This is a genomic window from Streptomonospora alba (assembly GCF_000826685.1).
Taxonomy (GTDB): Bacteria; Actinomycetota; Actinomycetes; order Streptosporangiales; family Streptosporangiaceae; genus Streptomonospora; species Streptomonospora alba.
In genome coordinates this window covers 118,406-141,421 of sequence record NZ_JROO01000038.1, presented here as the reverse complement: position 1 = coordinate 141,421, position 23,016 = coordinate 118,406, and the positions used below count along the sequence as shown (strand labels likewise).

At 72.7% G+C, this 23,016-nt stretch carries 19 protein-coding genes; 1 reads left to right on the top strand and 18 read right to left on the bottom strand.

All coding sequences use genetic code 11. The annotated features are described in order from the left end of the window. Window positions 1-657: 657 nt before the first annotated feature. Complete coding sequence (gene tyrS / locus LP52_RS19590) at window positions 658-1,962, bottom strand: tyrosine--tRNA ligase (protein WP_040275670.1); 1,305 nt, start codon at window positions 1,960-1,962, stop codon at window positions 658-660. Between the two features lie 346 nt (window positions 1,963-2,308). Here tyrS and LP52_RS19585 point away from each other — a divergent pair, with 346 nt between their 5' ends. Beyond that, a complete protein-coding gene (locus LP52_RS19585; protein ID WP_040275668.1) occupies window positions 2,309-2,953 on the top strand; it encodes an HNH endonuclease family protein in 645 nt (214 codons plus the stop codon). An 86-nt stretch (window positions 2,954-3,039) separates the two neighbouring features. Here the strand turns inward: LP52_RS19585 and lhgO are convergent, their stop codons facing one another. From lhgO to LP52_RS19500, 17 genes are all read right to left on the bottom strand, one after another. Beyond that, window positions 3,040-4,251, bottom strand: a complete 1,212-nt coding sequence (lhgO, locus tag LP52_RS19580; RefSeq protein WP_040275666.1) for an L-2-hydroxyglutarate oxidase — start codon at window positions 4,249-4,251, stop codon at window positions 3,040-3,042. 75 nt (window positions 4,252-4,326) lie between these two features. Continuing rightward, window positions 4,327-4,686, bottom strand: a complete 360-nt coding sequence (locus LP52_RS19575; RefSeq protein WP_040275665.1) for a DUF742 domain-containing protein — start codon at window positions 4,684-4,686, stop codon at window positions 4,327-4,329. Further along, window positions 4,673-6,691 carry a sensor histidine kinase gene (locus tag LP52_RS19570; protein ID WP_238581000.1) on the bottom strand — a complete coding sequence of 673 codons (2,019 nt, stop codon included), beginning with the start codon at window positions 6,689-6,691 and terminating at the stop codon, window positions 4,673-4,675. The genes LP52_RS19575 and LP52_RS19570 overlap by 14 nt, the downstream gene beginning before the upstream one ends. Before the next feature lie 151 nt (window positions 6,692-6,842). Next, complete coding sequence (locus LP52_RS19565; protein WP_040275663.1) at window positions 6,843-7,760, bottom strand: sirohydrochlorin chelatase; 918 nt, start codon at window positions 7,758-7,760, stop codon at window positions 6,843-6,845. A 128-nt stretch (window positions 7,761-7,888) separates the two neighbouring features. After that, on the bottom strand, window positions 7,889-8,530 hold the full coding sequence (locus tag LP52_RS19560) for a GTP-binding protein (protein ID WP_040275662.1): 642 nt from the start codon (window positions 8,528-8,530) through the stop codon (window positions 7,889-7,891). After that, complete coding sequence (locus LP52_RS19555) at window positions 8,511-8,903, bottom strand: DUF742 domain-containing protein (RefSeq protein WP_052810047.1); 393 nt, start codon at window positions 8,901-8,903, stop codon at window positions 8,511-8,513. Before LP52_RS19555 ends, LP52_RS19560 begins: the two co-directional genes overlap by 20 nt. 182 nt (window positions 8,904-9,085) lie before the next feature. Next, complete coding sequence (locus LP52_RS19550) at window positions 9,086-9,517, bottom strand: roadblock/LC7 domain-containing protein (RefSeq protein ID WP_040275661.1); 432 nt, start codon at window positions 9,515-9,517, stop codon at window positions 9,086-9,088. After that, window positions 9,518-12,190: a sensor histidine kinase gene (locus tag LP52_RS19545; RefSeq protein WP_084723343.1), complete on the bottom strand. Its 2,673-nt coding sequence runs from the start codon at window positions 12,188-12,190 to the stop codon at window positions 9,518-9,520. Between the two features lie 344 nt (window positions 12,191-12,534). Next, the gene (argH, locus tag LP52_RS19540) at window positions 12,535-13,965 is read right to left on the bottom strand and encodes an argininosuccinate lyase (RefSeq protein ID WP_040275659.1); all 1,431 of its coding nucleotides are present in this window, start codon (window positions 13,963-13,965) and stop codon (window positions 12,535-12,537) included. A gap of 126 nt (window positions 13,966-14,091) precedes the next feature. Next, the gene (locus LP52_RS19535; protein WP_040275658.1) at window positions 14,092-15,291 is read right to left on the bottom strand and encodes an argininosuccinate synthase; all 1,200 of its coding nucleotides are present in this window, start codon (window positions 15,289-15,291) and stop codon (window positions 14,092-14,094) included. 73 nt (window positions 15,292-15,364) lie between these two features. Next, the gene (locus tag LP52_RS19530) at window positions 15,365-15,898 is read right to left on the bottom strand and encodes an arginine repressor (protein WP_040275656.1); all 534 of its coding nucleotides are present in this window, start codon (window positions 15,896-15,898) and stop codon (window positions 15,365-15,367) included. Beyond that, the gene (argF, locus tag LP52_RS19525; RefSeq protein WP_040275655.1) at window positions 15,895-16,875 is read right to left on the bottom strand and encodes an ornithine carbamoyltransferase; all 981 of its coding nucleotides are present in this window, start codon (window positions 16,873-16,875) and stop codon (window positions 15,895-15,897) included. The genes LP52_RS19530 and argF overlap by 4 nt, the downstream gene beginning before the upstream one ends. Continuing rightward, entirely contained in the window at window positions 16,872-18,068 is a 1,197-nt protein-coding gene (locus tag LP52_RS19520) for an acetylornithine transaminase (RefSeq protein ID WP_040275653.1), read from the bottom strand. The genes argF and LP52_RS19520 overlap by 4 nt, the downstream gene beginning before the upstream one ends. Before the next feature lie 3 nt (window positions 18,069-18,071). Next, window positions 18,072-18,989, bottom strand: a complete 918-nt coding sequence (argB, locus tag LP52_RS19515; protein ID WP_040275711.1) for an acetylglutamate kinase — start codon at window positions 18,987-18,989, stop codon at window positions 18,072-18,074. Between the two features lie 85 nt (window positions 18,990-19,074). Then, window positions 19,075-20,226, bottom strand: a complete 1,152-nt coding sequence (gene argJ / locus LP52_RS19510) for a bifunctional glutamate N-acetyltransferase/amino-acid acetyltransferase ArgJ (RefSeq protein ID WP_040275652.1) — start codon at window positions 20,224-20,226, stop codon at window positions 19,075-19,077. A gap of 37 nt (window positions 20,227-20,263) precedes the next feature. Next, complete coding sequence (gene argC / locus LP52_RS19505) at window positions 20,264-21,292, bottom strand: N-acetyl-gamma-glutamyl-phosphate reductase (protein ID WP_040275650.1); 1,029 nt, start codon at window positions 21,290-21,292, stop codon at window positions 20,264-20,266. Window positions 21,293-21,526: 234 nt separating this feature from the next. Continuing rightward, a complete protein-coding gene (locus LP52_RS19500; protein ID WP_040275648.1) occupies window positions 21,527-22,969 on the bottom strand; it encodes an NAD(P)/FAD-dependent oxidoreductase in 1,443 nt (480 codons plus the stop codon). Window positions 22,970-23,016 lie beyond the last annotated feature (47 nt).

The following is a 23,016-nucleotide window of genomic DNA, read 5'->3' as shown; positions in this document are numbered from 1 at the left end:
TCCGGTACAAGCCCCGGCCCACCACGAAAGCGGGCCCGCCCAGGCTCTTCCCAAGAGACGGAATCTCCCCGCGAACCGCGAGCCGTACTCGCGAATTCGCTTACTTCGTTGAATTTACCAGCTCATCCGTAGGCCGCCAAATTGGCTGCCTTTCGATGTCCGGTGCGTTCGGATCCGATCAGCCGATTACGACCGACCGCTTCTTCAAGGCTATCAGGCACACACATGAAGCGTGCCTCGAATATCCCAGGATCCCGAATGCGACCCGGCTCGGACGCCTTGCGGCTGTCCACCGTCCCGCATCGACCTGGCTACGATAGGTTCCGCGCACTGAGACGTCAAATCGGGCGTCCGACTCGGCGCCCTGCTCCGCCGCCGCGATCGGGGCCGGTCGGGGAGCGAACCGCGTCGGAGTCCGGTCTCATGCTGGCGCAGGCCCCTGCTGTCGCCATGGGGTGGCCGACCGGGACCGCGCGGTAGGTCATGTCGTTTTGTTGCAACCAGGGTCCTGCCCCTCGGCCACGCCTTTAAACACGTCCACCGCGACGCATGTTCCCGAACACCGCCCACGATTTCGCGACCCGCGCCGACCCGGTGCACGGCGGGGCCGTGCAGGCACCGCCCCGCCGCCGTTTCCCCTGCCGTCGCCGGTGTGCGCTACGCCTCGCCGAGGACGACCCCGCCGACACTGCGCTTGCCCCGTCGCAGAACCAGGAAGCGCCCTTGCAGAAGATCGTCCGCGCCCACACGAGCGTCGACGTCGGTCACTTTGGTGTTGTTCAGGTAGGCCCCGCCCTCCTGCACCGTGCGGCGGGCCGCCGACTTGCTCGGTACCAGGCCGGTGTCCGCGAGCAGGTCGACGACCGGAGGCAGATCCTCCGCCGAGCCGGCCGCGGCCGTGTTCGGGACCTCGGCGATTGCGGCGCCCAGCGTGCGTGCGTCGAGGGCCGACAGGTCGCCCTGCCCGAAAAGGGCGCGGCTGGCCTCCACCACCTTGCGGCACTCCTCGTGGCCGTGCACCAGTGTGGTGAGCTCCTCGGCCAGCGCGCGCTGCGCGGCGCGAGCGGCCGGGCGCTCCTCGGTCTGGCGCTCCAGCTCCTCGATCTCCTCAAGGGAGCGCAGGCTGAACGAGCGCAGGTAGCGGCCCACGTCTCGGTCGTCGGCGTTGAACCAGAACTGGTAGAAGGCGTAGGGGCTGGTCAGCTCACTGTCCAGCCACACCGCTCCCGACTCGGTCTTGCCGAACTTGCTGCCGTCGGCCTTGGTGAGCAGATTCGTCGTCAGCCCGTGCGCAGGCCCGTGCGGCTCGTTGCCGTCCATACGGCGGATCAGGTCGAGGCCCGCTGTGATGTTCCCCCACTGATCGCTGCCGCCGATCTGCAGCGTGCAGCCGTGCCTGCGGTACAGCTCGACGTAGTCGTAGGACTGCAGCAGCACGTAGCTGAACTCCGTGTAGCTCATGCCGTCGCCGTCGAGGCGGCTGCGGACGGTCTCTCGAGCCAGCATCTGATTGACGCTGAAGTGCTTGCCGACGTCGCGGAGCAGGTCGACGGCGCTCATCGCGCCCAGCCACGCGCCGTTGTCGACCAGCAGGGCGTCGGTGGCCTCCTCGGCCCCGCCCTCGGGGGCGAAGCGCAGGAACGCCGAGAGCTGGCCGGAGAGGTTGCCCACCCACTGCTCGACGGTCTCCACGGAGTTCATCGTGCGCTCGGCACTGGGCTTGGGATCGCCGATGAGTCCGGTGCCCCCGCCGACGAGCGCGATCGGCCGGTGCCCCGCCCGTTGGAAACGGGCCAGGGTGAGGACCTGGAGGAGGTGGCCGACGTGCAGGCTGCCCGCTGTGGGGTCGAAGCCGCAATAGACGGTGACCGGGCCATCGGCGAGCGCCTTGCGGAGGTCGTCAAGGTCGGTGGTCTGCGCGATGAGTCCGCGCCGTTCGAGGTCGTCGATGATGTCGGTCACGGTCGTCTTTCCGTCGAGGTGGCCGGCCGCGCCGGACCGGGCGCGGGCCCGCCGTGGGTCTGCGGTTGAACGCCATCCACCGTATCCGCTGCACCGGTGACGTGCCCGCCCATATCCGCCCGAGTGGCTGCGCCGGCCTCCCGCCGCGAATCCGGAGATCCCCCGCCGGGAGCAGGCGCGCACGATCTCGCGGGGCGAGCCGTGCGGCTGGGCACCGCCTCAGCAGGATTCGGATTCCGGACATCCGAAGTAAGGGATTGTTTACACAGCACGTGTTTCGTAAGGCACCCACCGTGCGCCAGCCTCGAGGTGTCCGAAAGTCCCCCGCTCACTTTTGGAGACGTCGATGCCCGCCCCCGTCCGCCCGGCCGCCTCCGCGCTCGCGGCCGTACTCTCCGCACTCGCCCTGCTCGCTACCGCGGCCGCACCCGCGCAAGCCGCGCCGCCACCGCCGCCGACCCTGTCCGAATCCCGCTCCCAACTGGCGCAACTGCCGACCGAACCGGAGGGCTCGTCCTCGGATTACGATCGCGACCTCTTCCCGCACTGGTCCGCAGTCGAGGGCAACTGCAACGCCCGTGAGATGGTGCTGCGCCGCGACGGTGCCGGCGTCGAGGTCGGCAACGACTGCTACCCCGTATCCGGAACCTGGACCAGCCCCTACGACGGAGCCACCACATCCGACCCCTCCGAAGCCAGCGTCGACCACATGGTGGCGCTGGCCGAGGCCTGGGTCTCCGGCGCGGACACCTGGTCCACCGCACGCCGCGAGTCCTTCGCCAACGACCTGGACACGCCGCAACTGTGGGCGGTCAGCGTCTCCAGCAACAGCTCCAAGGGCGCCGACGACCCCGCCGAGTGGATGCCCGAGCGCACCGCGGTGCACTGCGACTACGCAAAGAGCTGGATCCAGGTGAAGTACGAATGGGGCCTCAGCGCCGACTCCGCCGAGGCGGCGGCGCTGGAGGACCTGCTGGACTCCTCCTGCTGAAGCGCCCCTCCGCCTGACCGTACGAGCAGCGGTGCGTACGCGGCCGCGTACGCACCGCCGACGCGCATGCGCCCACCGCACTCGCCTCAGGCGAAGAGCACGTTCTCGCCCAGGTGCTCGGCGATCGCCAGAGACGAGGTCGCCGCCGGCGACGGTGCGTTGCGCACGCAGGAGACCCGGTCGTGGGTGTCCACCGCGAAGTCGTCGAGGAGCTCGCCGGTGCGGGAGAGCGCTTGGGCGCGCACCCCGGCGGGCGCGGGCCGCAGGTCCGCACCGGTGATCGCGGGCACCAGGCGACGGGCCTGGCGGGCGAAGAGGGCCGCGGACGCCGAGACCGCCATCTCCCGCGCGCCCATCGTCCAGTGGCGGCGGGCCAGCCGCCAGAACCCCGGTGAGCCCAGGGTGTCGGCGAGGTCGCCGGGCAGGACGTCGCGCAGCCGGTAGCCCTCCCGCGCAGCGGCCAGGATCGCGTTGGGTCCGGCCATCACCTCGCCGTGGACGTGCCGCGTCAGGTGCACGCCCAGGAAGGGGTAGCGCGGGTCGGGTACGGGATAGATCAGACCGCGCACCAGGTAGCGGCTTCCGGGCGCCAGTTCGTGGTACTGACCGCGGAAGGGCACGATGCGGGGATCGGCGGGCGCGCCGGCCATGCGCGCGATCCTGTCGCTGTGCAGGCCGCCGCAGACGATGACCCTGTCGAAGGAGCGCCGAACCCGCTCGCCGCGCGGGTCGCCGGTCAGCACCTCGGCGGTGTCGGTTTCCTGGCGCAGCGCGATGACCGGCGCGCCCAGGACGATCCTGCCGCCGCTGCGGCGCACGTCGTCGGCCAGCGCCTCGGCGACCGCGATGAAATCGGTGATCGCGGTCGAGGGCGAGTGCACACCGGCCACACCGTGCACGTGCGGCTCGATCTCGCGCAGGCCCTCGGGGCCCAGCCGCCTGACGCCGGGCACACCGTTGGCCTCGGCTCGGCGCTCGATGTCGTCCAGCCGGGCGGCGTCATCGGCGTCGGCGGCGACCAGCACCTTGCCGACCTGCTCGAACGGCAGGCCGCGTTCGGCGCAGTACTCGCGCAGAAGCGCAGTCCCGCGCCTGCACAGCGTCGCCTTGAGCGAGCCCGGGCGGTAGTACAGGCCCGCGTGCACGACCCCGCTGTTATGCCCGGTCTGGTGCCGGGCGACCGCGTCCTCCTTCTCCAGGACCGTGACGCGGGCGCCGGGCCGATTCTGCGTGATCCACCGGGCCAGCGCGAGCCCGATGATCCCACCGCCGATGATCCCGATGCGTTCTGTGCTCACCCGCGAAACGCTAGCAAGACGGCGCGCGCCGCAGGAGGCCCGCCCTGTCCTGTGATCGCCGCCCGTACCGCCGTGTCACAGGGCGCGCAGGCCGTCCAGCAGCATGTGCAACACGTCGTCGCCGGGGACCGCGGACGCCGAGGTGCACAGCGCGAGGTCGCGGCTCTCGATCATGTCGGCGATCAGCAGCTTGGCCACACTCAGCGGCAGACCGACCAAGGCGGCGAGCTCGGCCACCGACTGCGGCTGCGCGGCCAGCCGCAGCAGCGATTCGCGCTCGGGGCGCATGTGGTCGTCGTCGCCGGGCGGCCGACGCGCCACCACGCGCGTGAGCAGGTCGAGTCCGGAGGTCGCGGGTGCGCCGTCGACGCCGATGGCGAAGGGCCGCACCAGCCGGCCCGGGTCGCTCTCCGGCGCTGCCCTACCCGCGTCCATCGCGCTCTCCGCGCATGTCGCCGGCGCCGGCGGGGTGCTCGACGAGTGTCTGAGGTGCCTCCGGCGCGGCGGGCGCCCACTCCAGCAGCCGGTCGGGGAGGACGGCGGTGGCGCTCGTGCCGCCGTAGGGCGAGGGGCGCAGCCGCACCGCCACGCCGTGGCGGGCGGCCAGCCGCGCCACCACGAACAGCCCGAGCCGGGGTTCCTCGGGCAACGCCATGACGTCGAACTCCGGCGGCTCGCTCAATACGCGGGCGGCCTCCGCGTATCCCTGATCGGTCAGGCCGAGTCCGCGGTCCTCGACCTCGACGGCGACTCCGCCGTTGACCCGGCCGCAGTTGACGTGGACGGGGCTCCCCGCGGGCGAGAACTGGGTCGCGTTCTCGATCAGCTCGGCGAGCAGATGCACGACGTCGGCGACCGCGGCGCCACTGAGCCGCGCGCGGGGCGCGGAGGTCAGCCGGACGCGTTCGTAGTCCTCGGTCTCGGTAATGGCGCCGCGCAGTACGTCGGCCAGCGGCAGCGGTTCGCGCCACCGGCGGGCGGACCCGGCGCCGCCGAGGATGATCAGGTTGTCGGCATAGCGGCGGGCCCGTGTGGCCAGGTGGTCGAGGGTGAAAAGGCGACGCAGGGCGCGGGGGTCCTCCTCGTCGGCCTCGATCTCGTCGAGGACGCGCAGCTGCCGCTGGACGATGGTCTGGTTGCGGTAGGCGATGCCCAGGAACACCCGGTTGGCGCCGCGGCGGATCTCGGCCTCCTTCACGGCGGCACCCACCGCTGTGCGCTGGGCGGTGTTGAAGGCGTCGGCGACCTGGCCGAGCTCGTCGCCGCCGTAGTCCAGCCGAGGAAGCTCGGCGGAGACGTCCACGCTGCGCCCCGCGCGGGCGCGGGCGGTGAGGGCCGGCAGCTTGCTGCCGGCCAGGGAGAGGGCGTCGTCGCGCAGGCGCCGCAGCCGGGTGGTGAGCCTGCGCGAGGAGCGGTTGGCCGCGAGGATGGCGGTGAGGCCGGCCGCCAGGGTAAGCACTCCCCCCGCGGCGCCCACGGCCAAGCGCCGCACAGCCGCGTTCCATGCTGTGTCGACGGTGCGGTCGAGCTGGGCGGAGACCACCCGGCCCAGGGCGGGCACGGAGGCCGTCGCCGCCTGGTCCCACTCCTGGGCGCCGACGTCGATCTCGGAGTTCCAAGCGGCCTGCCGATCGCCGGTGCCCTCGGCCACCGGAGGGCGGGTGACCACGCTGCGGCTGAGCCGCTCGGCGGTCTTCCAGGCTCCGGCAGCGGTGAGTTCCGCGTGGCGTTCGCGTGTCCGGCCGCTCATCTCGTCGGAGGTGTCGGAGAGGATGTCGCGGTAGGAGGCGGTGAGATAGGTGAAGTGCGCGGTCTCGTTGTAGTCCATGCCGCCTGCCGCGATCGATCCGGCGAGCAGCGCGTCGGAGCGGGCGAACTGCTCGTGCGCGGTGGCCAGTCGGCCCGCCTGAGCGGCCTCGGGCAGGCTCGCGCCCTGTTCCAGCGGCCGCAGGAGGACGTTCGTGGCTTCGGTGGTCTCCTCGATGAGGTCGCTGTAGGCCGTCAGCGTGACACCCCGGTCGGCGTCGTCCCCGTCGGCGGTGGAGCGCAGCCCGGAGAGGCGGTCGCTTTCGGGGGCGAAGGCGCGGGTGCCGGGCAGCGGGCCACCCTGCGGGCCGGGGTCGAGGCCGGACGCGAAGTCGTGGGCGCGGTCGGCGGAAGCGTCGGTCCGCTCGCGCTGAGCCTCCAGCTCCCGGCGCACCTGCGCGTCGTCGGGGGCGCCGAGGTGGATCTGCGTGAGGCGGCGCTCGGTCCGCAGGTCGCCGGCGAGGCGGTCGAAGACGCTGATGCCGTCGCGGGCCTGGGTTACGGACAGCAGCAGCGAACCCGCCTGATAGGTCTCCACGGCGGCCATGGCCCCCCACAGCACCAGGAAGCTGACACCGGGTATCAGCACGATGCGGGTGAGCTGTCTGCGTATGGTCGGTCGATTATCGTCCATGGTCCCCCCAACCTGGAACCACAGACGCTACCGAAAGAACCTGTCCCTGTGTTGCGGAATCGTCACATTGAGTAGCGCGAGCGCGGTGCGCGGGGCCCGCCGTCCTCGGCGGCGCACGGGGCCGCGTCGCCGAGGACGGCGGTTCCGGCGGTCACTCCTCGGGGCGGTGGCGCGAGCCCATGGGCGCAGGAACCTCGTCGGCGGTGGGCGGGGCCTCCGCGCCGAGCGTGTTCAGCACTTCGGCGTAGCGCAGTGCGGCGATCTTGGCGAGGGTGCTGCCCGCGCCCAGCGGCGCGCTTGCGCGGGCGCCGTAGTGCCGCGCCAGCTCGTCGAGACGCTCGGCGGGGAACTCCGGCCCCACCACGCTGGGGGCGATCACCGGGCGCGCGCATCCGGCGGTCGAGAGCTGCTGGAAGGCGTCGTCCAGGCTCGCCCGGTCCTCGAGGTCGGCCGGCAGCACGGTGATGCCCAGCCGTGCGGCCAGCAGCACAGCGGTGACACCGGCCGCGCTGATCCCCTCGTCGCCGCCGACCGCGCCGACGACGACGCCGTCGGTCATCTGTGTGCCGGGCGCGACCACGCTGATCAGGCGCATCCTGTCGGCGCGCACGAACCCGGCCTCGGCCAGGCGCAGGTGCAGCGTCTCGGCGAGCATGGGGTGGGGACCGAGTGCCTCGGTGAGGCGGACGTCGGCACCGGCCTGCTCGACCGCCGTGTCGACGGCCTCGGATGTGGGCTGGTGGGGCCCGGTGACCAGGGGTACCACAACGCCGCGCAGCGGGTGCTCCTCGCGGCTCTCCAGGCCGGCGAGGGCCTCGACCAGGTCGGGGCTGCCGGCGCGGCCGTGTTTGATGGTGACCTCGGGGCGGTAGGCGCGCACGAGGTCGGCCATCTCCGCGCCGATGTCGGCGCCGGAGGCAGCGCCGTCGGCCGCGGTGCCGGTCTCGGCCGGGACGGCGAGGACGAGAGTCGGGGTTCCCACCCAGCTGTCGAAGGACAGCGGGTTGCGGTGCCGCCCGGAGCGGCGCCGCGGAAGATCCCGGGGGGGCAGTCTGTCCGAGTTTTGCATGCTGTCAGGGTTCACGCGAAGAATGCTAACGACTAGTGGGTGATGATCTCGCCCGCTCGCCTGGGCGCCGGAGCCCTGAAACGGCTCCGGACCTCGGACTTCGGGGGATCGCGGTCATGATCGTGCGCCTATGGTAGCGGTCGGGCGGACATCGCCGGGCTGCGTCGGTGCATCACGTGTTCGACGAGCGCGAGCAGCGCCGATTTGCTCGACTGGCGGTCGCGGGCGTCGGCGAGCAGGATGGGGACGTCCGCGCTCACGTCGACGGCCTCGCGGACCTCCTCGACTCCGTAGTCGTGGGCGCCCTCGAAGCGGTTGACCGCGACGACGAAGGGGATCCGGCGGCGCTCGAAGAAGTCCACGGCCGGGAAGCAGGTGTCGAGCCGGCGGGTGTCGGCCAGCACCACCGCTCCCAGGGCCCCCTCGGCGAGCTCGTCCCACATGAACCAGAACCGGCCCTGGCCGGGGGTGCCGAACAGGTAGAGGACGACCTGCTGGTTGACGGTGATACGCCCGAAGTCGAGGGCGACGGTGGTGGTCGACTTGTCCTCGACACCGCCGAGGTCGTCGACGCCCATGCTGGCCTCGGTCATGACCTCCTCGGTGCTCAGTGGAGCGATTTCGCTGACCGAGCCGACCATGGTCGTCTTGCCGACGCCGAAGCCGCCGGCCACGAGGATCTTGACCGCTAGGGGGATCTGCCCGCCCGGTTCCGCGCCGGATCCGGCGCCGGAGTGGGGGGCGACGTTGTCAGAGTCTGCGGATGCCATCGAGTACCGCCTGGAGGACGCTCATGTGGGGTGGATCCGACGCGGGCATCGGCGCTCGGGCGAGGACGTCGCCGTCGGCGATGAGATCGCCCAGGAGCACCTTGACCACGGTCATCGGAAGGTCGAGTTGGGCCGAGAGTTCGGCGACGGACACGGGCCTTTCGCACAGCCGCAGAATCGCCGCGTGCTCGGGCTCCAGCGCGCTCCAGTCCACCCGTTCCCGAGTGGCCACCACGATGCTGATCATGTCCAGCCCGGCCTCGGCGGGGCGGGTGCGGCCGCCGGTCACGGTGTAGGGGCGCACCAGCGGACCGGCGGAGCCGTGGCGCGGGAACGAGGCGTCGTGGCCGCGGCGCTGGCGGCGCTCGCGCAGCAGCTCCTCGGCCGCTTCACGGGCGCGGGTGCCGCCGCGCGCGGGCGACGACACCGATCCGGCGCCGGGAGAAGCCCCCGCGCCGGGAGAAGGTTCGACGCCCAGGGGAGGCTCCCGCTCGGCGGCCGTGTCGCGGACGTGCCCGGAACGCTGGTCGCCCCTGCGGTGCTCGCCTGCGTTCCTCATGCGCCGGAGCTCCCCGCCGCCATGGATTCGGGCAGCCGCGGGGCGGAGGTGAGAAACTGCCCGACCCGCTTGATGCGCATGTTCATCTCATAGGCGACCAGGCCGACATCGGCGGTCTCGTCGGCGAGCACCGCGAGGCAGGCGCCCTCGCCCGCGGCCGTGACGAACAGGTACGCGTATTCCATCTCGACGACGGTCTGGCGCACGGCGCCGCCCCCGAACTGCCGTCCGGTGCCGCGGGCCAGGCTCTGAAAGGCCGAGGCCACCGCCGACAGATGTTCGCCGTCCTCCGGCGTGAGCCCGCGGGACCGCCCGATGAGCAGGCCGTCGGCGGACAGCACGATCGCGTGCTCGGCGCCCACGACCCGGTCGACGAGGTCGTCGAGCAGCCAGTTCAGATCCCCTGCGGCGTGGTTGTTCTGCATCATCTATTCGCCCTCTCCCGTGTATAGGCCCGACGGCCGCCCTGCGGCGCGATCACCTGCCGCGCCGACGGGTGCGTGCGGTCGGCGGGCGTCCCCCGTTTCCTGGCCCAGGCCGGTGCGATAGGCCTGCACCGGATCGGCCGCCGCACCGGGCTCGGGACGGTACGGATCGGCCGCTCCGGCCGGTTCCGGCTCCGGGGCCTCCTGCGGACCGTCCGCGCTGCCGTGGCCGGATTCCTCGCGCCCCCTGCGGGTGCCGATCTGGAATGCGCTCATCGTCCGCCGGGCGTCCTCGGGTTCGCGCGCACCCGGCGGATCGCCTCCGCCCGTGTCGCCGGGGCCCGCCGGTGCGGGGTCGTGACGGAGTTGCGGCGCGAGGTTGGCCTGGCGGCGTCGGCGCGGCAGAGCCGGGCGCTCGCCTTCTCCGTCGGCGGGAGCCGGCTCCGCCTGACCTCCCGGTACGGGCCCCGATGGCCCCGCGGGACCCCCGGCCCCTTCGGAGGCTCCGTGCCCGTGGTGAGCGGGAGCGCTGAGCGGGGTGGAGGCACCGTCGTGCCCGGACGCCTGGGACCGGGCGGGCGCCTGCCGTTCGGGCTCCGGGGCCTGCTCGGCTCCGGCGGCGACCTCCCCGCGACGGTGACCGGGCGTGCCGCTCGCGGCGGCCGTGTCGCCGTCGCCCCGGTCGTGCGCGGCGGGTGCGGCGGCAACGGCGGAGGGCCGCTCGGGAGCCGAGGCCTCGCTCGGCGAGATCAGGCCGGCGGGGATGAGCACGACCGCCCGCGTGCCGCCGTAGGGCGACGGGCACAGCCGCACGCTGATGGCGTGCTTGGCGGCCAGCCGGGCGACCACGAACAGCCCGAGCCGGGAGTCCTGGTTCAGCGCCATGACGTCGAACTCGGGCGCCTGCTCCAGAGTCGCGTTGGCCTCCTCCAGCGCGGCGGGACCCATGCCCAGGCCGCGGTCCTCGACCTCCACGGCCACGCCCTTGGGCACCACCTCGCTGTGGATGTGCACCACCGTGTGCGGCGGGGAGAACGCCGTGGCGTTCTCGACGAGCTCGGCCACCAGGTGGATGACGTCGGCGACGACCGACCCCGACAGGGAGAGGTCGGGCACGCCGCGCAGCTTGACGCGGGTGTACTCGTCGGTCTCGGAGATGGAGCCGCGCAGGATGTCCACGAGCGGGATCGGGTTGCGCCACCGGCGGCCGGGGCGCCCGCCGCCGAGGATGATGAGGTTCTCGGCGTTGCGGCGTCCGCGCGTGGCCAGGTGGTCGAGGTGGAAGAGGTCCTCGAGCAGGTCGGGGTCGTCCTCCTCGCGCTCCACACGATCCAGGAGCTGGAGCTGGCGCTGCACCAGCGACTGGTTGCGGTGGGCGATGGCCAGGAACACCCGGTTGACGCCGGCGCGGGTCTCGGCCTCCTTGACGGCGGCGCTGACGGCGGTGCGCTGGGCGGTGTTGAAGGCGTCGGCGACCTGGCCGACCTCGTCGGAACCGTGGTCGAGGCGGCGCAGCTCGGTGTCGAGGTCGACGGGCTCGGCGTCGGAGAGCCGGCGCACGATGCGCGGCAGTTCGTCGCGGGCGAGGCTGAGTGTGTCGGCGCGCAGGCGGCTCAGCCGCGCGGTCAGGCGGGCGGCCGAGCGTGAGGCCGCGCCGTAGGCGACGGTCCCGGCGAACAAGGACAGGACACCGCCGCCGAGCGCGAGGTTGAACATCCAGGTGCTGGCGGCATCGGTGGCGGCCATGACGGTGCGGACCTGGGCGTCGGCGAGGCTCACCAGGTCGGCGTTGACGTCGTCGGCGGTGGAGCGCCAGCCGGCCAGCCCTTCGGGCGCCGCCCGGTCCTGCGAACCGGTGCCGGTCACGGGGTCGACCTCGATGTCGGGCTCGTGGCCGATGACGGTGTCGGCGAGATCGTTCATCCGGCGCCAGGAAGCGCTGTCGAGCATGTCCTTGCGGGCCCGGTCGGGCTCGCCTTCCAGCGAATGGGACAGGCTCTGCACGCGCTCGCGGGCGCCGTTGATCAACGAGGCGAACTCGGTCTGCTGGCCGATCGAGAGGCCGCCCGCCGCCAGAGCTCCGCTCAACAGCGCATCGCCGCGGGTGAAGGACTCCTGGGCGCGGATGAGGCCGACCGCGTCGGCTCCGGCGGACGCAGAGGGGCCGTCGTCGAGGTTGTGGGCGATCGAGTCGTAGAGGCGGACGCCCCGGGCGATCATGCCGTCGTAGGCGTCGAGGGCGGCCTGGGGGCCGGTCTCGCCCGCCATGACCGCGTTGCGTACGTCGATGCGCCGGTCGATGCGGGCGAGGTACCGGTCGGCGATGCGGGCGGTGTCGGCGTCGTCGTGCCCGCGCAGTCCGCTGGCCCGGGAGTCGACCTCCTGCAGCGCGTCGTCGGTGACGCCGGTCTGGCGGCGCAGCGCCTCGACGGCGTCCTGCGAGGGGTCGGCGGCGTACTCGGTCGCCAGGCGGCGCTCACGCTGCAACTCGGCGATGGAGTTGTAGAGGTGGACGCCGGTGCGGCCGTCGCCGGTGGCGACACGGAGCGAGATCGCCTGCGTGAGCGTGACTGTGCTCAGCACGGCGAACAGTGCAAGGAACGTGATTCCGGGAATCAGCACGATCCTGTTGAGCTGGGCTCTGATACCGCGATCGGAGCCGCTCTGCTCACTCATCGAGTTCCCCCCACGACGCGTACGCGGACGCGGGCACCCGGCGGATTCGCATCGCGGCCGCGCGACATCCCCGTCGACCGCCGACGCGGCGCCCCCTTACGGTCCGCCGTCCCTCTCTCGCCTCCGCGGCTTCCCGTAACAGCATGCACAGGAGCCGATACCCGAGGTGCCCACTGTTCCGGGACGCTACAGCAATTCGTCCGACCATGACGGGGGTTTGGACGAAGTCCCCGGTGATTGGAGGGGGACGGCAGGTGAGGGCGAGGACGCGGGAGGCAACGGAGCGGCCGCGGGGCGTGGCGCGACCCGGAAACGTCCGGGTCGCGCCGCAAGCGCAGCAGGGCTCAGGCCTTCGCCTCCGCGAACGTGCGGTGGTCGGCGACGCGGGAGTGGAGGCGCTCCAGCTGCTCGCGCACGCGAGCGGGCGCGGTGCCTCCCTTGGCCGAGCGGGAGTCCAGTGAGCCGGCCACGGAGAGCACCTCGCGAACCCCCGGGGTCAGGTGCGGCGAGATCCCGGCGAGGTCGGCGTCGGCGAGGTCCGGCAGGTCGATGCCGCGCTCCTCGCAGGTGCGCACGCAGGCGCCGGCGATCTCGTGGGCCTCGCGGAAGGGCACCCGTCGGCGCACCAGCCATTCCGCGATGTCGGTGGCCAGCGAGAACCCCTGCGGGGCCAGCTCGGCCATCCGGTCGCCGTTGAACTCCAGAGTCGCGACCATGCCGGTGAAGGCCGGCAGCAGCAGGGTGAGCGTGTCGACAGCGTCGAAGACGGGCTCCTTGTCCTCCTGCAGGTCGCGGTTGTAGGCCAGCGGGAGCCCCTTGAGGGTGCTGAGCAGCCCCGACAGGTCGCCGATGAGCCGGCCGGACTTGCCGCGGGCCAGTTCGGCGACGTCGGGGTTCTTCTTCTGCGGCATGATCGAGGAGCCGGTGGAGAAGGCGTCGTCGAGGGTGACGAAGGAGAACTCCTTGGTCGCCCACAGGATGATCTCCTCGGCCAACCGGGACAGGTCGACTCCGGTCATGGCGCTGACGAACGCGAACTCCGCGACGACGTCGCGGGCGGCGGTGCCGTCGATGGAGTTCTCCGCCGCGGCCGGGAAGCCCAGCTCGGCGCCGACGGACTCGGGATCCAGGCCCAGCGACGTTCCCGCCAGCGCTCCCGAGCCGTAGGCCGAGACGGCGGCGCGGCCGTCCCAGTCGCGCAGGCGCTCCACGTCGCGCAGCAGCGGCCAGGCGTGGGCGAGCAGGTGGTGGGCCAGCAGCACCGGCTGAGCATGCTGCAGGTGGGTGCGGCCGGGCATGGTCACCGCGATGTTGGCCTCGGCCTGGTCGGCCAGGGCGTCCACGAGGTCCAGCAGCTCGCCGGCGACGGCGCGCGCCTGCTCGCGCAGGTACATCCGGACCATGGTGGCGATCTGGTCGTTGCGCGACCGGCCGGCGCGCAGCCGTCCGCCGAGCTCCGGGCCGACGCGCTCGATGAAACCGCGCTCCAGCGCGGTGTGCACGTCCTCGTCGGCGAGCACCGGGGTGAACCCGCCGGAGGCGACGTCGGACTCCAGCCGGTCCAGGCCCTCCAGCATCGCCGCCAGCTCGTCGTCGGTGAGCAGCTCGGCACGGTGCAGCACGCGCGCGTGGGCGCGCGACCCGGCGATGTCGTGGCGGGCCAGGCGCCAGTCGAAGTGGGTGCTCAGGGAGAGCCGGGCGAGCGCCTCGGAGGGCTCTCCGGCGAAGCGGCCGCCCCACAGGCGGGTGACCTCGGTGTCGCTCTCGTTGGCCACGGTCGGGGTCCTTTGCGTTCTTCGTTCGGTCGGCGGGGTCCCGAGCAGCGGGTGCTCGGGACCCGCATGGAGGACGGTGGCGCTGCGGCGCCGGACCGCCGGGCTGCCCCGGCGGCCCGGTCGGCTTCAGCCGCGCTGGCGGTCGCGCAGGTTGGCGATCTTGGCGGGCATGCTCCACACGTCGATGAACCCGCGCGCCATCGACTGGTCGTAGGCGTCGCCGGTGTCGTAGGTGGCCAGGTCGTAGTCGTAGAGCGAGGACTCGCTGCGCCGCCCGGTGACCACGGCGCGGCCGCCGTGCAGCACCATGCGGATCTCACCGGAGACGTGCTGGTTGGCCTCGGCGATGAACCCGTCCAGGGCCTCCTTCAGCGGGGAGAACCACAGGCCGTCGTAGACCAGCTCGCCCCAGCGCTGGTCGACGCCGCGCTTGAACCGGGCCAGGTCGCGCTCGACGGTGACGCTCTCCAGCTCCTGGTGGGCGGCGATGAGCGCGATGGCGCCCGGCGCTTCGTAGACCTCGCGGCTCTTGATACCCACGAGCCGGTCCTCGACCATGTCGATGCGGCCCACGCCCTGGGCGCCGGCGCGCCGGTTCATCTCCTCGATGATCTGCAGCGGGGAGAGCTCCTTGCCGTCGATGGCGGTGGGCACCCCGGCGGTGAAGGTGACGACCAGCTCGTCGGGCTCGCGCTGGTCGGCGGGGTTGTCGGTGTAGGCGTAGACGTCCTCGATGGGCCCGTTCCAGATGTCCTCCAGGAACCCGGTCTCCACCGCGCGACCGAAGAGGTTCTGGTCGATGGAGTAGGGCGACTTCTTGGACACGTCGATGGGCAGGCCCTTCTCCTCGGCGAAGGCGATGGCCTTGTCCCGGGTCATGCCGGAGTCGCGTACCGGGGCGACGACCTTGAGCTCGGGGAACAGCGCCGCGAGGCCGGCCTCGAAGCGGACCTGGTCGTTGCCCTTGCCGGTGCAGCCGTGGGCGACCATCGTCGCGTTGTGGTAGCGGGCGGCTTCGGCCAGGTGCTTGACGATCAGCGGCCGCGACAGCGCCGACACCAGCGGGTAGCGGTCCATGTAGAGGGCGTTGGCCTGGAGGGCGGGGATGCAGTACTCGCCCGCGAACTCCTCCTTGGCGTCGGCGACGACGGCCTCGACCGCCCCGCAGTCGACGGCCCGCTGGCGGACCACGTCGAGGTCCTCGCCGCCCTGGCCGCAGTCGATGGCCACGGCGACGACCTCGGCGTCGGTCTCCTCGGCGATCCAGCCGATGGCCACAGAGGTGTCCAGGCCCCCCGAGTATGCGAGTACGACCCGCTCGGTCATGTCCTTCTCCTTGCTCGTTCGATGTAGGTTCGCTGCGTTCGGCGCCGCGGTCGCCCCCGGTCGGCCGGTGCCCTCAGGGGCGCCGGTCGGCCAGCCGCAGCAGCGCGGATGCCAGTTCCTCGCCGCCCTCGGGGTCACGGGAGATCACCAGGATGGTGTCGTCGCCGGCGATGGTTCCGAGGATCGCGTGGAAGTCGGTGTGGTCGATGGCCGAGGCCAGGTACTGGGCGGCGCCCGGCGGTGTGCGGACGACGACCATGTTGGCCGACGCCTCGGCCGAGACCAGGAGGTCCTCGGCCAGGCGGGTCAGGCGGGCGTTGGAGGCGTCCTCCAGGCCGAGGGTGTCGGGGCGGGCACGCTGCAGCCGCTCGCCGCCTTCCCCGGGCAGCACGTAGATCAGTTCTCCGTCGACGGTGCGCAGCTTGACCGCTCCGAGCTCGTCCAGATCGCGCGAGAGCGTGGCCTGGGTGACCTGCACGCCGCTCTCGGCCAGCAGCCGCGCCAGGTCCGCCTGGGAGCGGACCTCGTTGCGGGTGAGGACCTCGCTGATACGGGCGTGGCGTGCGGTCTTGGTCATGGGTGCGGAGCCGGCGCCGTCGACGGTCATCGTCGGTCGCCCCCTCTGCCCGCCTCCGGCTCGGCGCTGCCGGTGAGCAGGAAGCGAAGCAGCGCCTTCTGCGCGTGGCGGCGGTTCTCCGCCTGGTCCCACACGGCGCTGTTGGGCCCGTCGATGACCGAGGCGGCGATCTCTTCCCCGCGGTGGGCGGGCAGGCAGTGCAGCACGACGGCGTCGTCGGCGGCAGCGGCCAGGGCGCGCTCGTCGACGGAGAAGTCGCGGAACGGAGCGGCGCGCTGCTCGGCCTCGCCTTCCTGGCCCATGGAGGTCCACACGTCGGTGGCGAGCACGTCGGCTCCGCTCGCCGCCGCGACCGCGTCGTCGGTGACGGTGATCGAGGCGCCGGTGCCGTCGGCGATGGCGGTGGCGCGTGAGAGGACGTCGGCGTCGGGCCGGTAGCCCTCCGGTGCGGCGATGCGTAGGTGCATACCGGCCAGGGCGCAGCCCAGCAGGTAGGAATGGGCCATGTTGTTGGCCCCGTCGCCGAAGTAGGCGAGTGTGAGCCCGGCCAGGCGGCCCTTGCGCTCACGCACGGTCTGCAGGTCGGCGAGGACCTGGCAGGGGTGGTAGGTGTCGGTGAGGGCGTTGACGACAGGGACGCCGCCGGCGGTGGCCATGGCTTCCAGCCGCGCCTGGCCGAAGGTGCGCCATACGACGGCGGCGACTTGGCGCTCCAGCACGCGGGCGGTGTCCTCGACGGGTTCGCCGCGCCCGAGCTGGCTGCCTTGGGAGTCGATGACCAGCGGGTGGCCGCCCAGTTCGGACACGCCCACGGCGAAGGAGACCCGGGTACGCGTGGAGGGCTTGTCGAACAGCAGCGCGACGCTGCGCGGGCCTTCCAGCGGCCGGTACGCGTAGGGGTCCTTCTTCATGGCGTCGGCGAGGTCGAGGACGGCGGCCTGTTCGGCGGAGGTGAGGTCGTCGTCGCGCAGGAAGTGCCGAACGTGGCCGGTGGCGGGGGTGTTCATCGTGCCTCCTCGAGGATGGCGGGCAGGGCCGCGGTGAACTCCAGGATCTCCTCCCGCGAGATCGTCAGCGGGGGCGCGATCCGCACCACGTCGGGGGTGAGCGCGTTGACCAGGAAGCCGTGCGCGGCCGCGGCGGACTGCACGGCGGCGGACGCCGGCGTGCTCAGCCGCAGGCCGCGCCACAGGCCCGCGCCGCGGACGCCGTCGAGCAGCGGATGGTCGATGGACGCGATCGCGTGCTCCAGCAGGGTGCCCAGTTCGGCCGCCGAGGCCAGCAGGTCCTCGTTCTCGATGGTGTCGAGCACGGCCAGAGCCGCGGCACAGGCGACGGGGTTGCCGCCGAAGGTGGAGCCGTGGTCGCCCTTGGAGAAGGCGGTGGCGTAGCGGCCGAAGCCCACGCAGGCGCCGATCGGCAAGCCGCCGCCCAGCCCTTTGGCGAGGGTGAGGACGTCGGGGGTGACGCCGTGGGCCTGGTGGCCGAACCAGTGGCCGGTGCGGCCGATGCCGCTTTGGATCTCGTCGAGGACGAAGGCGGCGCCTGTGGCGTCGCAGACGCGGCGGACCTCGGCGAGGTAGCCCTCGGGTGCGGGCACCACCCCGGCCTCGCCCTGGACCGGCTCGACGAAGACGGCGGCGCAGGTCTCGTCGACGGCCTTGCGCAGCGCGTCGGCGTCGCCGTGGGGTACGAAGACCACGTCGGTGCCGTAGGGGCCGAAGGGGTCGCGGATGGCGGCCTTCCCGGTGACCGACAGCGCTCCGAGGGTGCGGCCGTGGAAGCCGTTCTCGGTGGCCACGATGCGGGTGCGGCCCGCGTCGGCGGCGCGCTTGGCGAGTTTGAGCGCGGCCTCGTTGGCCTCGGTGCCGGAGTTGGCGAAGAACACCCGTACGTCCTCGTCGCGGGTGCCGCCCAGAAGGGCGACGAGCCGCTCGGCCAGCTCGACCTCGCGCTCGTGCAGGAACAGGTTGCTGGTGTGGGCGACCGCGGCGGTCTGATCGGCCACGGCCGACACCAGTGCGGGGTGTCCGTGGCCGAGCGCGGAGACGGCGATGCCGGCGATGAGGTCGAGGTAGGACTTGCCGTCGGCGTCGTAGACGCGGCAGCCCTCGCCGCGGGCGACGGCCACCGGCGGGGTGCCGTAGTTGGGCATCAGCGCCGCGTCGAAGCGGGCCTGGAGGTCGGTGGTGGCACTCATTCGTCACTCGCCTTCGAAGATGTCCACGGGTTCGGTGGGCTCCTCGGCCTCGGCGACGACCATCGTGCCGATGCCTTCGTTGGTGAAGATCTCCAGCAGCATGGAATGGGGGGTGCGCCCGTCGAGGACGTGGGCCTGGGGCACGCCGCCGCACACGGCCTGCAGGCACGCCTCCATCTTGGGCACCATGCCCGAGGACAGCTCCGGCAGCATCGCCTCCAGCTCGCCGGCGGTGAGCCTGCTGATCAGCTCCTCGCAGGCGGGGTAATCGGCGTAGAGGCCCTCGACATCGGTGAGGACGACGAGCTTGCTCGCGTCGATGGAAACGGCGAGCGCGGCGGCGGCGGTGTCGGCGTTGACGTTGAAGACGCCCTCGTCGGAGCGGGCGACGCTGGAGACGACGGGGATGCGCCCGTCGTCGAGCAGGGTGCGCACCACGCCGGGCTGGACGTCGACGACCTCGCCGACCCGGCCGAGGTCGACGGGGGCGCCGTCGACCCAGGCGGATTTGCGCTCGGCGGTGAACAGGTGGGCGTCCTCGCCGGAGATGCCGACGGCGAAGGGGCCGTGGGCGTTGATCAGTCCGACGATGTCGCGGTTGACCTGCCCGACCAGCACCATGCGGACGACGTCCATCGTCTCGGGGGTGGTCACGCGCAAGCCTGCGGCGAAGGTACTGCTCACGCCCAGGCGGTCGAGGTGGGCGTTGATCTGGGGCCCGCCGCCGTGCACGACGACGGGGCGCAGGCCGGCGTAGCGCAGGAAGACGATGTTCTCGACGAAGCGCTCCCGCAGCGCGGGGTCGGTCATGGCGTTTCCGCCGTACTTGACCACGACGGTCTTACCGTGGAACCGGCTCAGCCAGGGCAGGGCCTCGATCAGCGTGTTGGCTTTGTCCAGTGCCTGTTTGCGAGAGTTCATCGGATTCGCGGTGCGGCCGCCGCAGCCGGCGGGGCCGGTGCGCACCGTCGTCCCTCCCTTTCCAACGTCGTCGCCGTGCCGGTCGTCAGGAGCTGTAGGCGGCGTTCTCGTGCACGTAGCCGGTGGTCAGGTCGGCGGTCCACACGGTCGCGGCCTCGCTTCCGGCCGAGAGGTCGACGGTGACGGTGACGTCGCGGCCGCTGAGGTCGACCTTGGAGCGGTCGTCGCCGATGGCGCCGCCGCGGCAGACCCACACGCCGTTGATCGCGACGTTCACCGCGTCGGGATCGAAGGCCGCGCGCGTGGTGCCTACCGCCGACAGGGCGCGGCCCCAGTTGGGATCCTCGCCGAAGATGGCGCACTTGAACAGGTCGCTGCGGGCCACGGCGCGAGCGGCTTCGAGGGCGTCCTCCTCGCCGGCGGCGCCCACGACCTCGACGGCGATGAACTTGGTGGCGCCTTCGGCGTCGGCGACGAGCTGGCGGGCGAGGTCTTCGCAGACCTCGGTGAGCAGCGCGCCGAACTCCGCCTCGTCGGGTGTGGTGCCCGAGGCGCCGCTGGCCAGCAGCACGACGGTGTCGTTGGTGGAGGCGCAGCCGTCGGTGTCGACGCGGTCGAAGGTGCGGCGGGTCGCGGCACGCAGCAGGCCGTCGCACTGAGCCGCGGTGAGGTCCGCGTCGGTGGTGATGACGCAGAGCATGGTGGCCAGTTCGGGGGCGAGCATGCCGGCGCCCTTGGCCATGCCGCCGATCGTGTAGCCGGTGCCGCGCTTGAACGCGATCTTGGCGACGTTGTCGGTGGTGCGGATGGCGTCTGCTGCGGCGGTGCCGCCGTCGCGCCCGGCCGAGTCGACTGCTGCTCGGGCGCCCTCAAGCAGCTCGGTCATGGGCAGCCGCTCGCCGATGATGCCGGTGGAGCAGACGAGGACTTCGCCTGCGGAGTCCTCCAGCGCGTCGGCGACGTGCTCGGCGGTGGCGTGGGCGTCTTGGAAGCCGGGCGCTCCGGTGCAGGCGTTGGCGCCGCCGGCGTTGAGCACCACGGCGCGGACCCGGCCGCCCTTGGCCACCTGCTGCGACCACAGCACCGGCGCCGCCTTGACGCGGTTGCGCGTGAAGACGGCCGCGGCGGCGCGGGAGGGCCCGTCGTTGACGACGACGGCGACGTCGCGGGCGCCGTCGGGCTTGAGGCCGGCGCTGACACCGGCGGCGCGGAACCCGTTGGGTGCGGTGACGCTCACAATGGGGCCTTTCACATGAAGAGTCGAAGCGGCGGCCCTAGGGCGCGACGCCGGTGACGGGCAGCCCGCTTTCCTCGGGCAGCCCCAGGGCGATGTTGGCGCTTTGCAGGGCGCCGCCGGCGGTGCCCTTGGTGAGGTTGTCCAGCGCGGCCACGGCGACCAGGCGGCCCGCGTCGGGGTCGACGGTGACCTGGATGAGCGCGGTGTTGGCGGCCAGCGTCATGGCGGTGCTGGGCCAGGTGCCCTCGGGCAGCAGGTGCACGAACGGCTCGTCGGCGTAGCACGCGCGGTATGCCGCGGTGATCCCCTCGGCGGTGGCGCCGTCGCGCAGCGGCGCGGTGCAGGTGGCCAGGATTCCGCGGGGCATGGGCGCGAGCACGGGAGTGAAGGACAGCGTCACCCGCGAGCCGGCGGCCTGCGAGAGGTTCTGCACGATCTCGGGGGTGTGCCGGTGGGTGCCGCCGACGCCGTACGGACTGACCGCCCCCATGACCTCGCTGCCGATCAGGTGCGGCTTGGGGGCCTTGCCGGCCCCGGAGGTGCCGGTGACGGAGACGACCACGGCGTCGGGCTGCACGAGCGCGTCGGCCATCGCGGGCATCAGCGCCAGCGTGGCCGTGGTGACGTGGCACCCGGGTACCGCGATGCGGCGGGTTCCGGCCAGAGCCTCGCGCGCGCCGGGCATCTCGGGCAGGCCGTAGGGCCAGGTCCCGGCATGGGGAGTGCCGTAATAGCGCTCCCACTCCCGGGCGTCGGTGAGGCGGAAGTCGGCACCGCAGTCGACCACGAGCGTCTCCGAGCCCAACTGCTCGGCGATGGCCGCGGACTGCCCGTGCGGCAGCGCCAGGAAGACCATGTCGTGGCCCGCCAGCGTGTCGACCGTGGTCTCGGCCAGCACCCGGTCGGCCAGCGGCACCAGGTGCGGGTGGTGCTCGCCGAGCCGGCTGCCGGCGTTGCCCCCGGCGGTCAGCGCGCCGACCTCCATCTCGGGGTGGCCCAGCAGAAGGCGCAGCAGCTCACCTCCGGCATAGCCGCTGGCACCGGCGACGGCCGCCGTGTATCCCATGGTCGCCCCCTGTGGTGCACCCTCCGTCATCTCTGAACTATCATGCACCACCCTGCAATGTTATGCAAACGAGCGAGGACGAGGTGAGGGCGGCGGAGAGCTGCGGGCGCAGGCCGGGGGCGGCGATGACCGGCCCCGCAGGCGTGGTGCCGCGCTTCGCGACGGAGCGGCGACGACAGTGGAGAGCCGGGTCCGGCGTCGACCATGCGCCCCCTCCCCCGCACCCTTCGCCTGCTACCTGCCCGCGAGACGGGCGGCGACGCCCGCTAGGCGGGAGGTACGGGAGACGCGGTCGGACTCGCGGCGGTCGGCTCCGCGGTACAGGCCGTAGACCATGTGGGTGCCGGCCCAGCGCAGCGGCTCGGGCTCCCACCCGCGTACGCGCCTGCCGACCCACGGCAGCCGGGTGAGGTCGGTGGGCTCCCCCAGCACCAGGTCGCGCAGTGTGCGCCCGGCCAGGTTGCTCGTGGTCACGCCGCTGCCCACGTACCCGCCGGCCCAGCCGAGGCCGGTGGCGGGATCGAGGTCGACGCCGGGGCACCAGTCGCGGGGCACGCCCAGCACGCCCGACCAGGCGTGGGCGATGGGAACCTCGGCGGCCACGGGGAACATCCGGGCCAGCACGCGCCAGAGCTCGGCGATGGTCTGCGGCGGGGTGGCGCCGTTGGAGTCGCGGGCCGAGCCGAAGCGGTAGGGCACGCCGCGGCCGCCGATCGCGATGCGGCCGTCGGCGGTGCGCTGGGCGTAGCAGTAGGCATGGGCCTCGTCGCCGAGGACCTCCTGGCGCTCCCAGCCGATGTGGCGCCACATCACGTCGCTGAGCGGCTCGGTGGCGACCATGGAGCTGTTCATGGGAAGCCACTGACGGCGCCGGCCCGGCAGGCTCGCGGTAAAGCCCTCGGTCGCGCGGAGGACGTGGTCGGCGCGCACCGTCCCCGCCGCCGTGACCGCGCACGGGCGCCGACTGCCGGTACGCGGGCGGATGTCGGTGACGGCGGTGTCCTCGAAGACGTCCACGCCCAGCGCCTCGACCGCCGCGGCCAGGCCGCGCACCAGCTTGGCCGGGTGAACGCGCGCGGCGTGCGGACTGTAGGCGGCCGCGACGGCGCCGTCGACCTGAAGGCGCGGCTCGCCGCACGGGTCGATCAGGTGCAGGTCCTCGGGCCAGTAGCCCCACTCGTGCAGCTCGGCCACCTCCTCCTGGAGGCGGGCCTTCTGCGCCGGGTTGGTCGCCACCAGGCGCATGCCGCCCTTGGTGATGTCGGCGTCGATCCCCTCCGCGTCGGCGACCTCGATCACCTCGTCGACCGAGGCCATCATGGCGCGCTGGAGCGCCACCACGGCGCCCTTGCCGTGGGTGTCGGCGTAGCGCCGCTTGGACCCGGCGAACTCGGCGGAGAGCCAGCCGCCGTTGCGGCCGGAGGCCCCGAACCCGGCGAACTCGCGCTCCAGCACGGCCACGCGCAGGTCGGGACGGGCCTTCTTGAGGTAGTAGGCGGTCCACAGCCCGGTGTAGCCGCCGCCGACGATGCACACGTCGTAGTCGGCGTCACCGGGCAGAGCGGGGCGCCGGTCGGGCAGCCCCACGTCGCGGAACCAGTAGGAGACCCCGCCGTTGCGGAAGCCGGCCGAACGGGGCACGGCGCGCATCTCGGCGGCTGTCGCGAACGGTTTCATGGGCTGCCCCCGGGTTCAGCTCGTCCTGTACTGACAGCCGCTCAGAC

Coding starts and splice junctions, on each gene's coding strand:
- LP52_RS19585 (WP_040275668.1), top strand. CDS start 2,309: ATGCCCGCCCCCGTCCGCCCGGCCGCCTCCGCGCTCGCGGCCGTACTC.
- LP52_RS19575 (WP_040275665.1), bottom strand. CDS start 4,686: ATGGACGCGGGTAGGGCAGCGCCGGAGAGCGACCCGGGCCGGCTGGTG.
- LP52_RS19570 (WP_238581000.1), bottom strand. CDS start 6,691: ATGGACGATAATCGACCGACCATACGCAGACAGCTCACCCGCATCGTG.
- LP52_RS19565 (WP_040275663.1), bottom strand. CDS start 7,760: ATGCAAAACTCGGACAGACTGCCCCCCCGGGATCTTCCGCGGCGCCGC.
- LP52_RS19560 (WP_040275662.1), bottom strand. CDS start 8,530: ATGGCATCCGCAGACTCTGACAACGTCGCCCCCCACTCCGGCGCCGGA.
- LP52_RS19550 (WP_040275661.1), bottom strand. CDS start 9,517: ATGATGCAGAACAACCACGCCGCAGGGGATCTGAACTGGCTGCTCGAC.
- LP52_RS19545 (WP_084723343.1), bottom strand. CDS start 12,190: ATGAGTGAGCAGAGCGGCTCCGATCGCGGTATCAGAGCCCAGCTCAAC.
- LP52_RS19535 (WP_040275658.1), bottom strand. CDS start 15,291: ATGACCGAGCGGGTCGTACTCGCATACTCGGGGGGCCTGGACACCTCT.
- LP52_RS19530 (WP_040275656.1), bottom strand. CDS start 15,898: ATGACCGTCGACGGCGCCGGCTCCGCACCCATGACCAAGACCGCACGC.
- argF (WP_040275655.1), bottom strand. CDS start 16,875: ATGAACACCCCCGCCACCGGCCACGTTCGGCACTTCCTGCGCGACGAC.
- LP52_RS19520 (WP_040275653.1), bottom strand. CDS start 18,068: ATGAGTGCCACCACCGACCTCCAGGCCCGCTTCGACGCGGCGCTGATG.
- argB (WP_040275711.1), bottom strand. CDS start 18,989: ATGAACTCTCGCAAACAGGCACTGGACAAAGCCAACACGCTGATCGAG.
- argC (WP_040275650.1), bottom strand. CDS start 21,292: ATGGGATACACGGCGGCCGTCGCCGGTGCCAGCGGCTATGCCGGAGGT.
- LP52_RS19500 (WP_040275648.1), bottom strand. CDS start 22,969: ATGAAACCGTTCGCGACAGCCGCCGAGATGCGCGCCGTGCCCCGTTCG.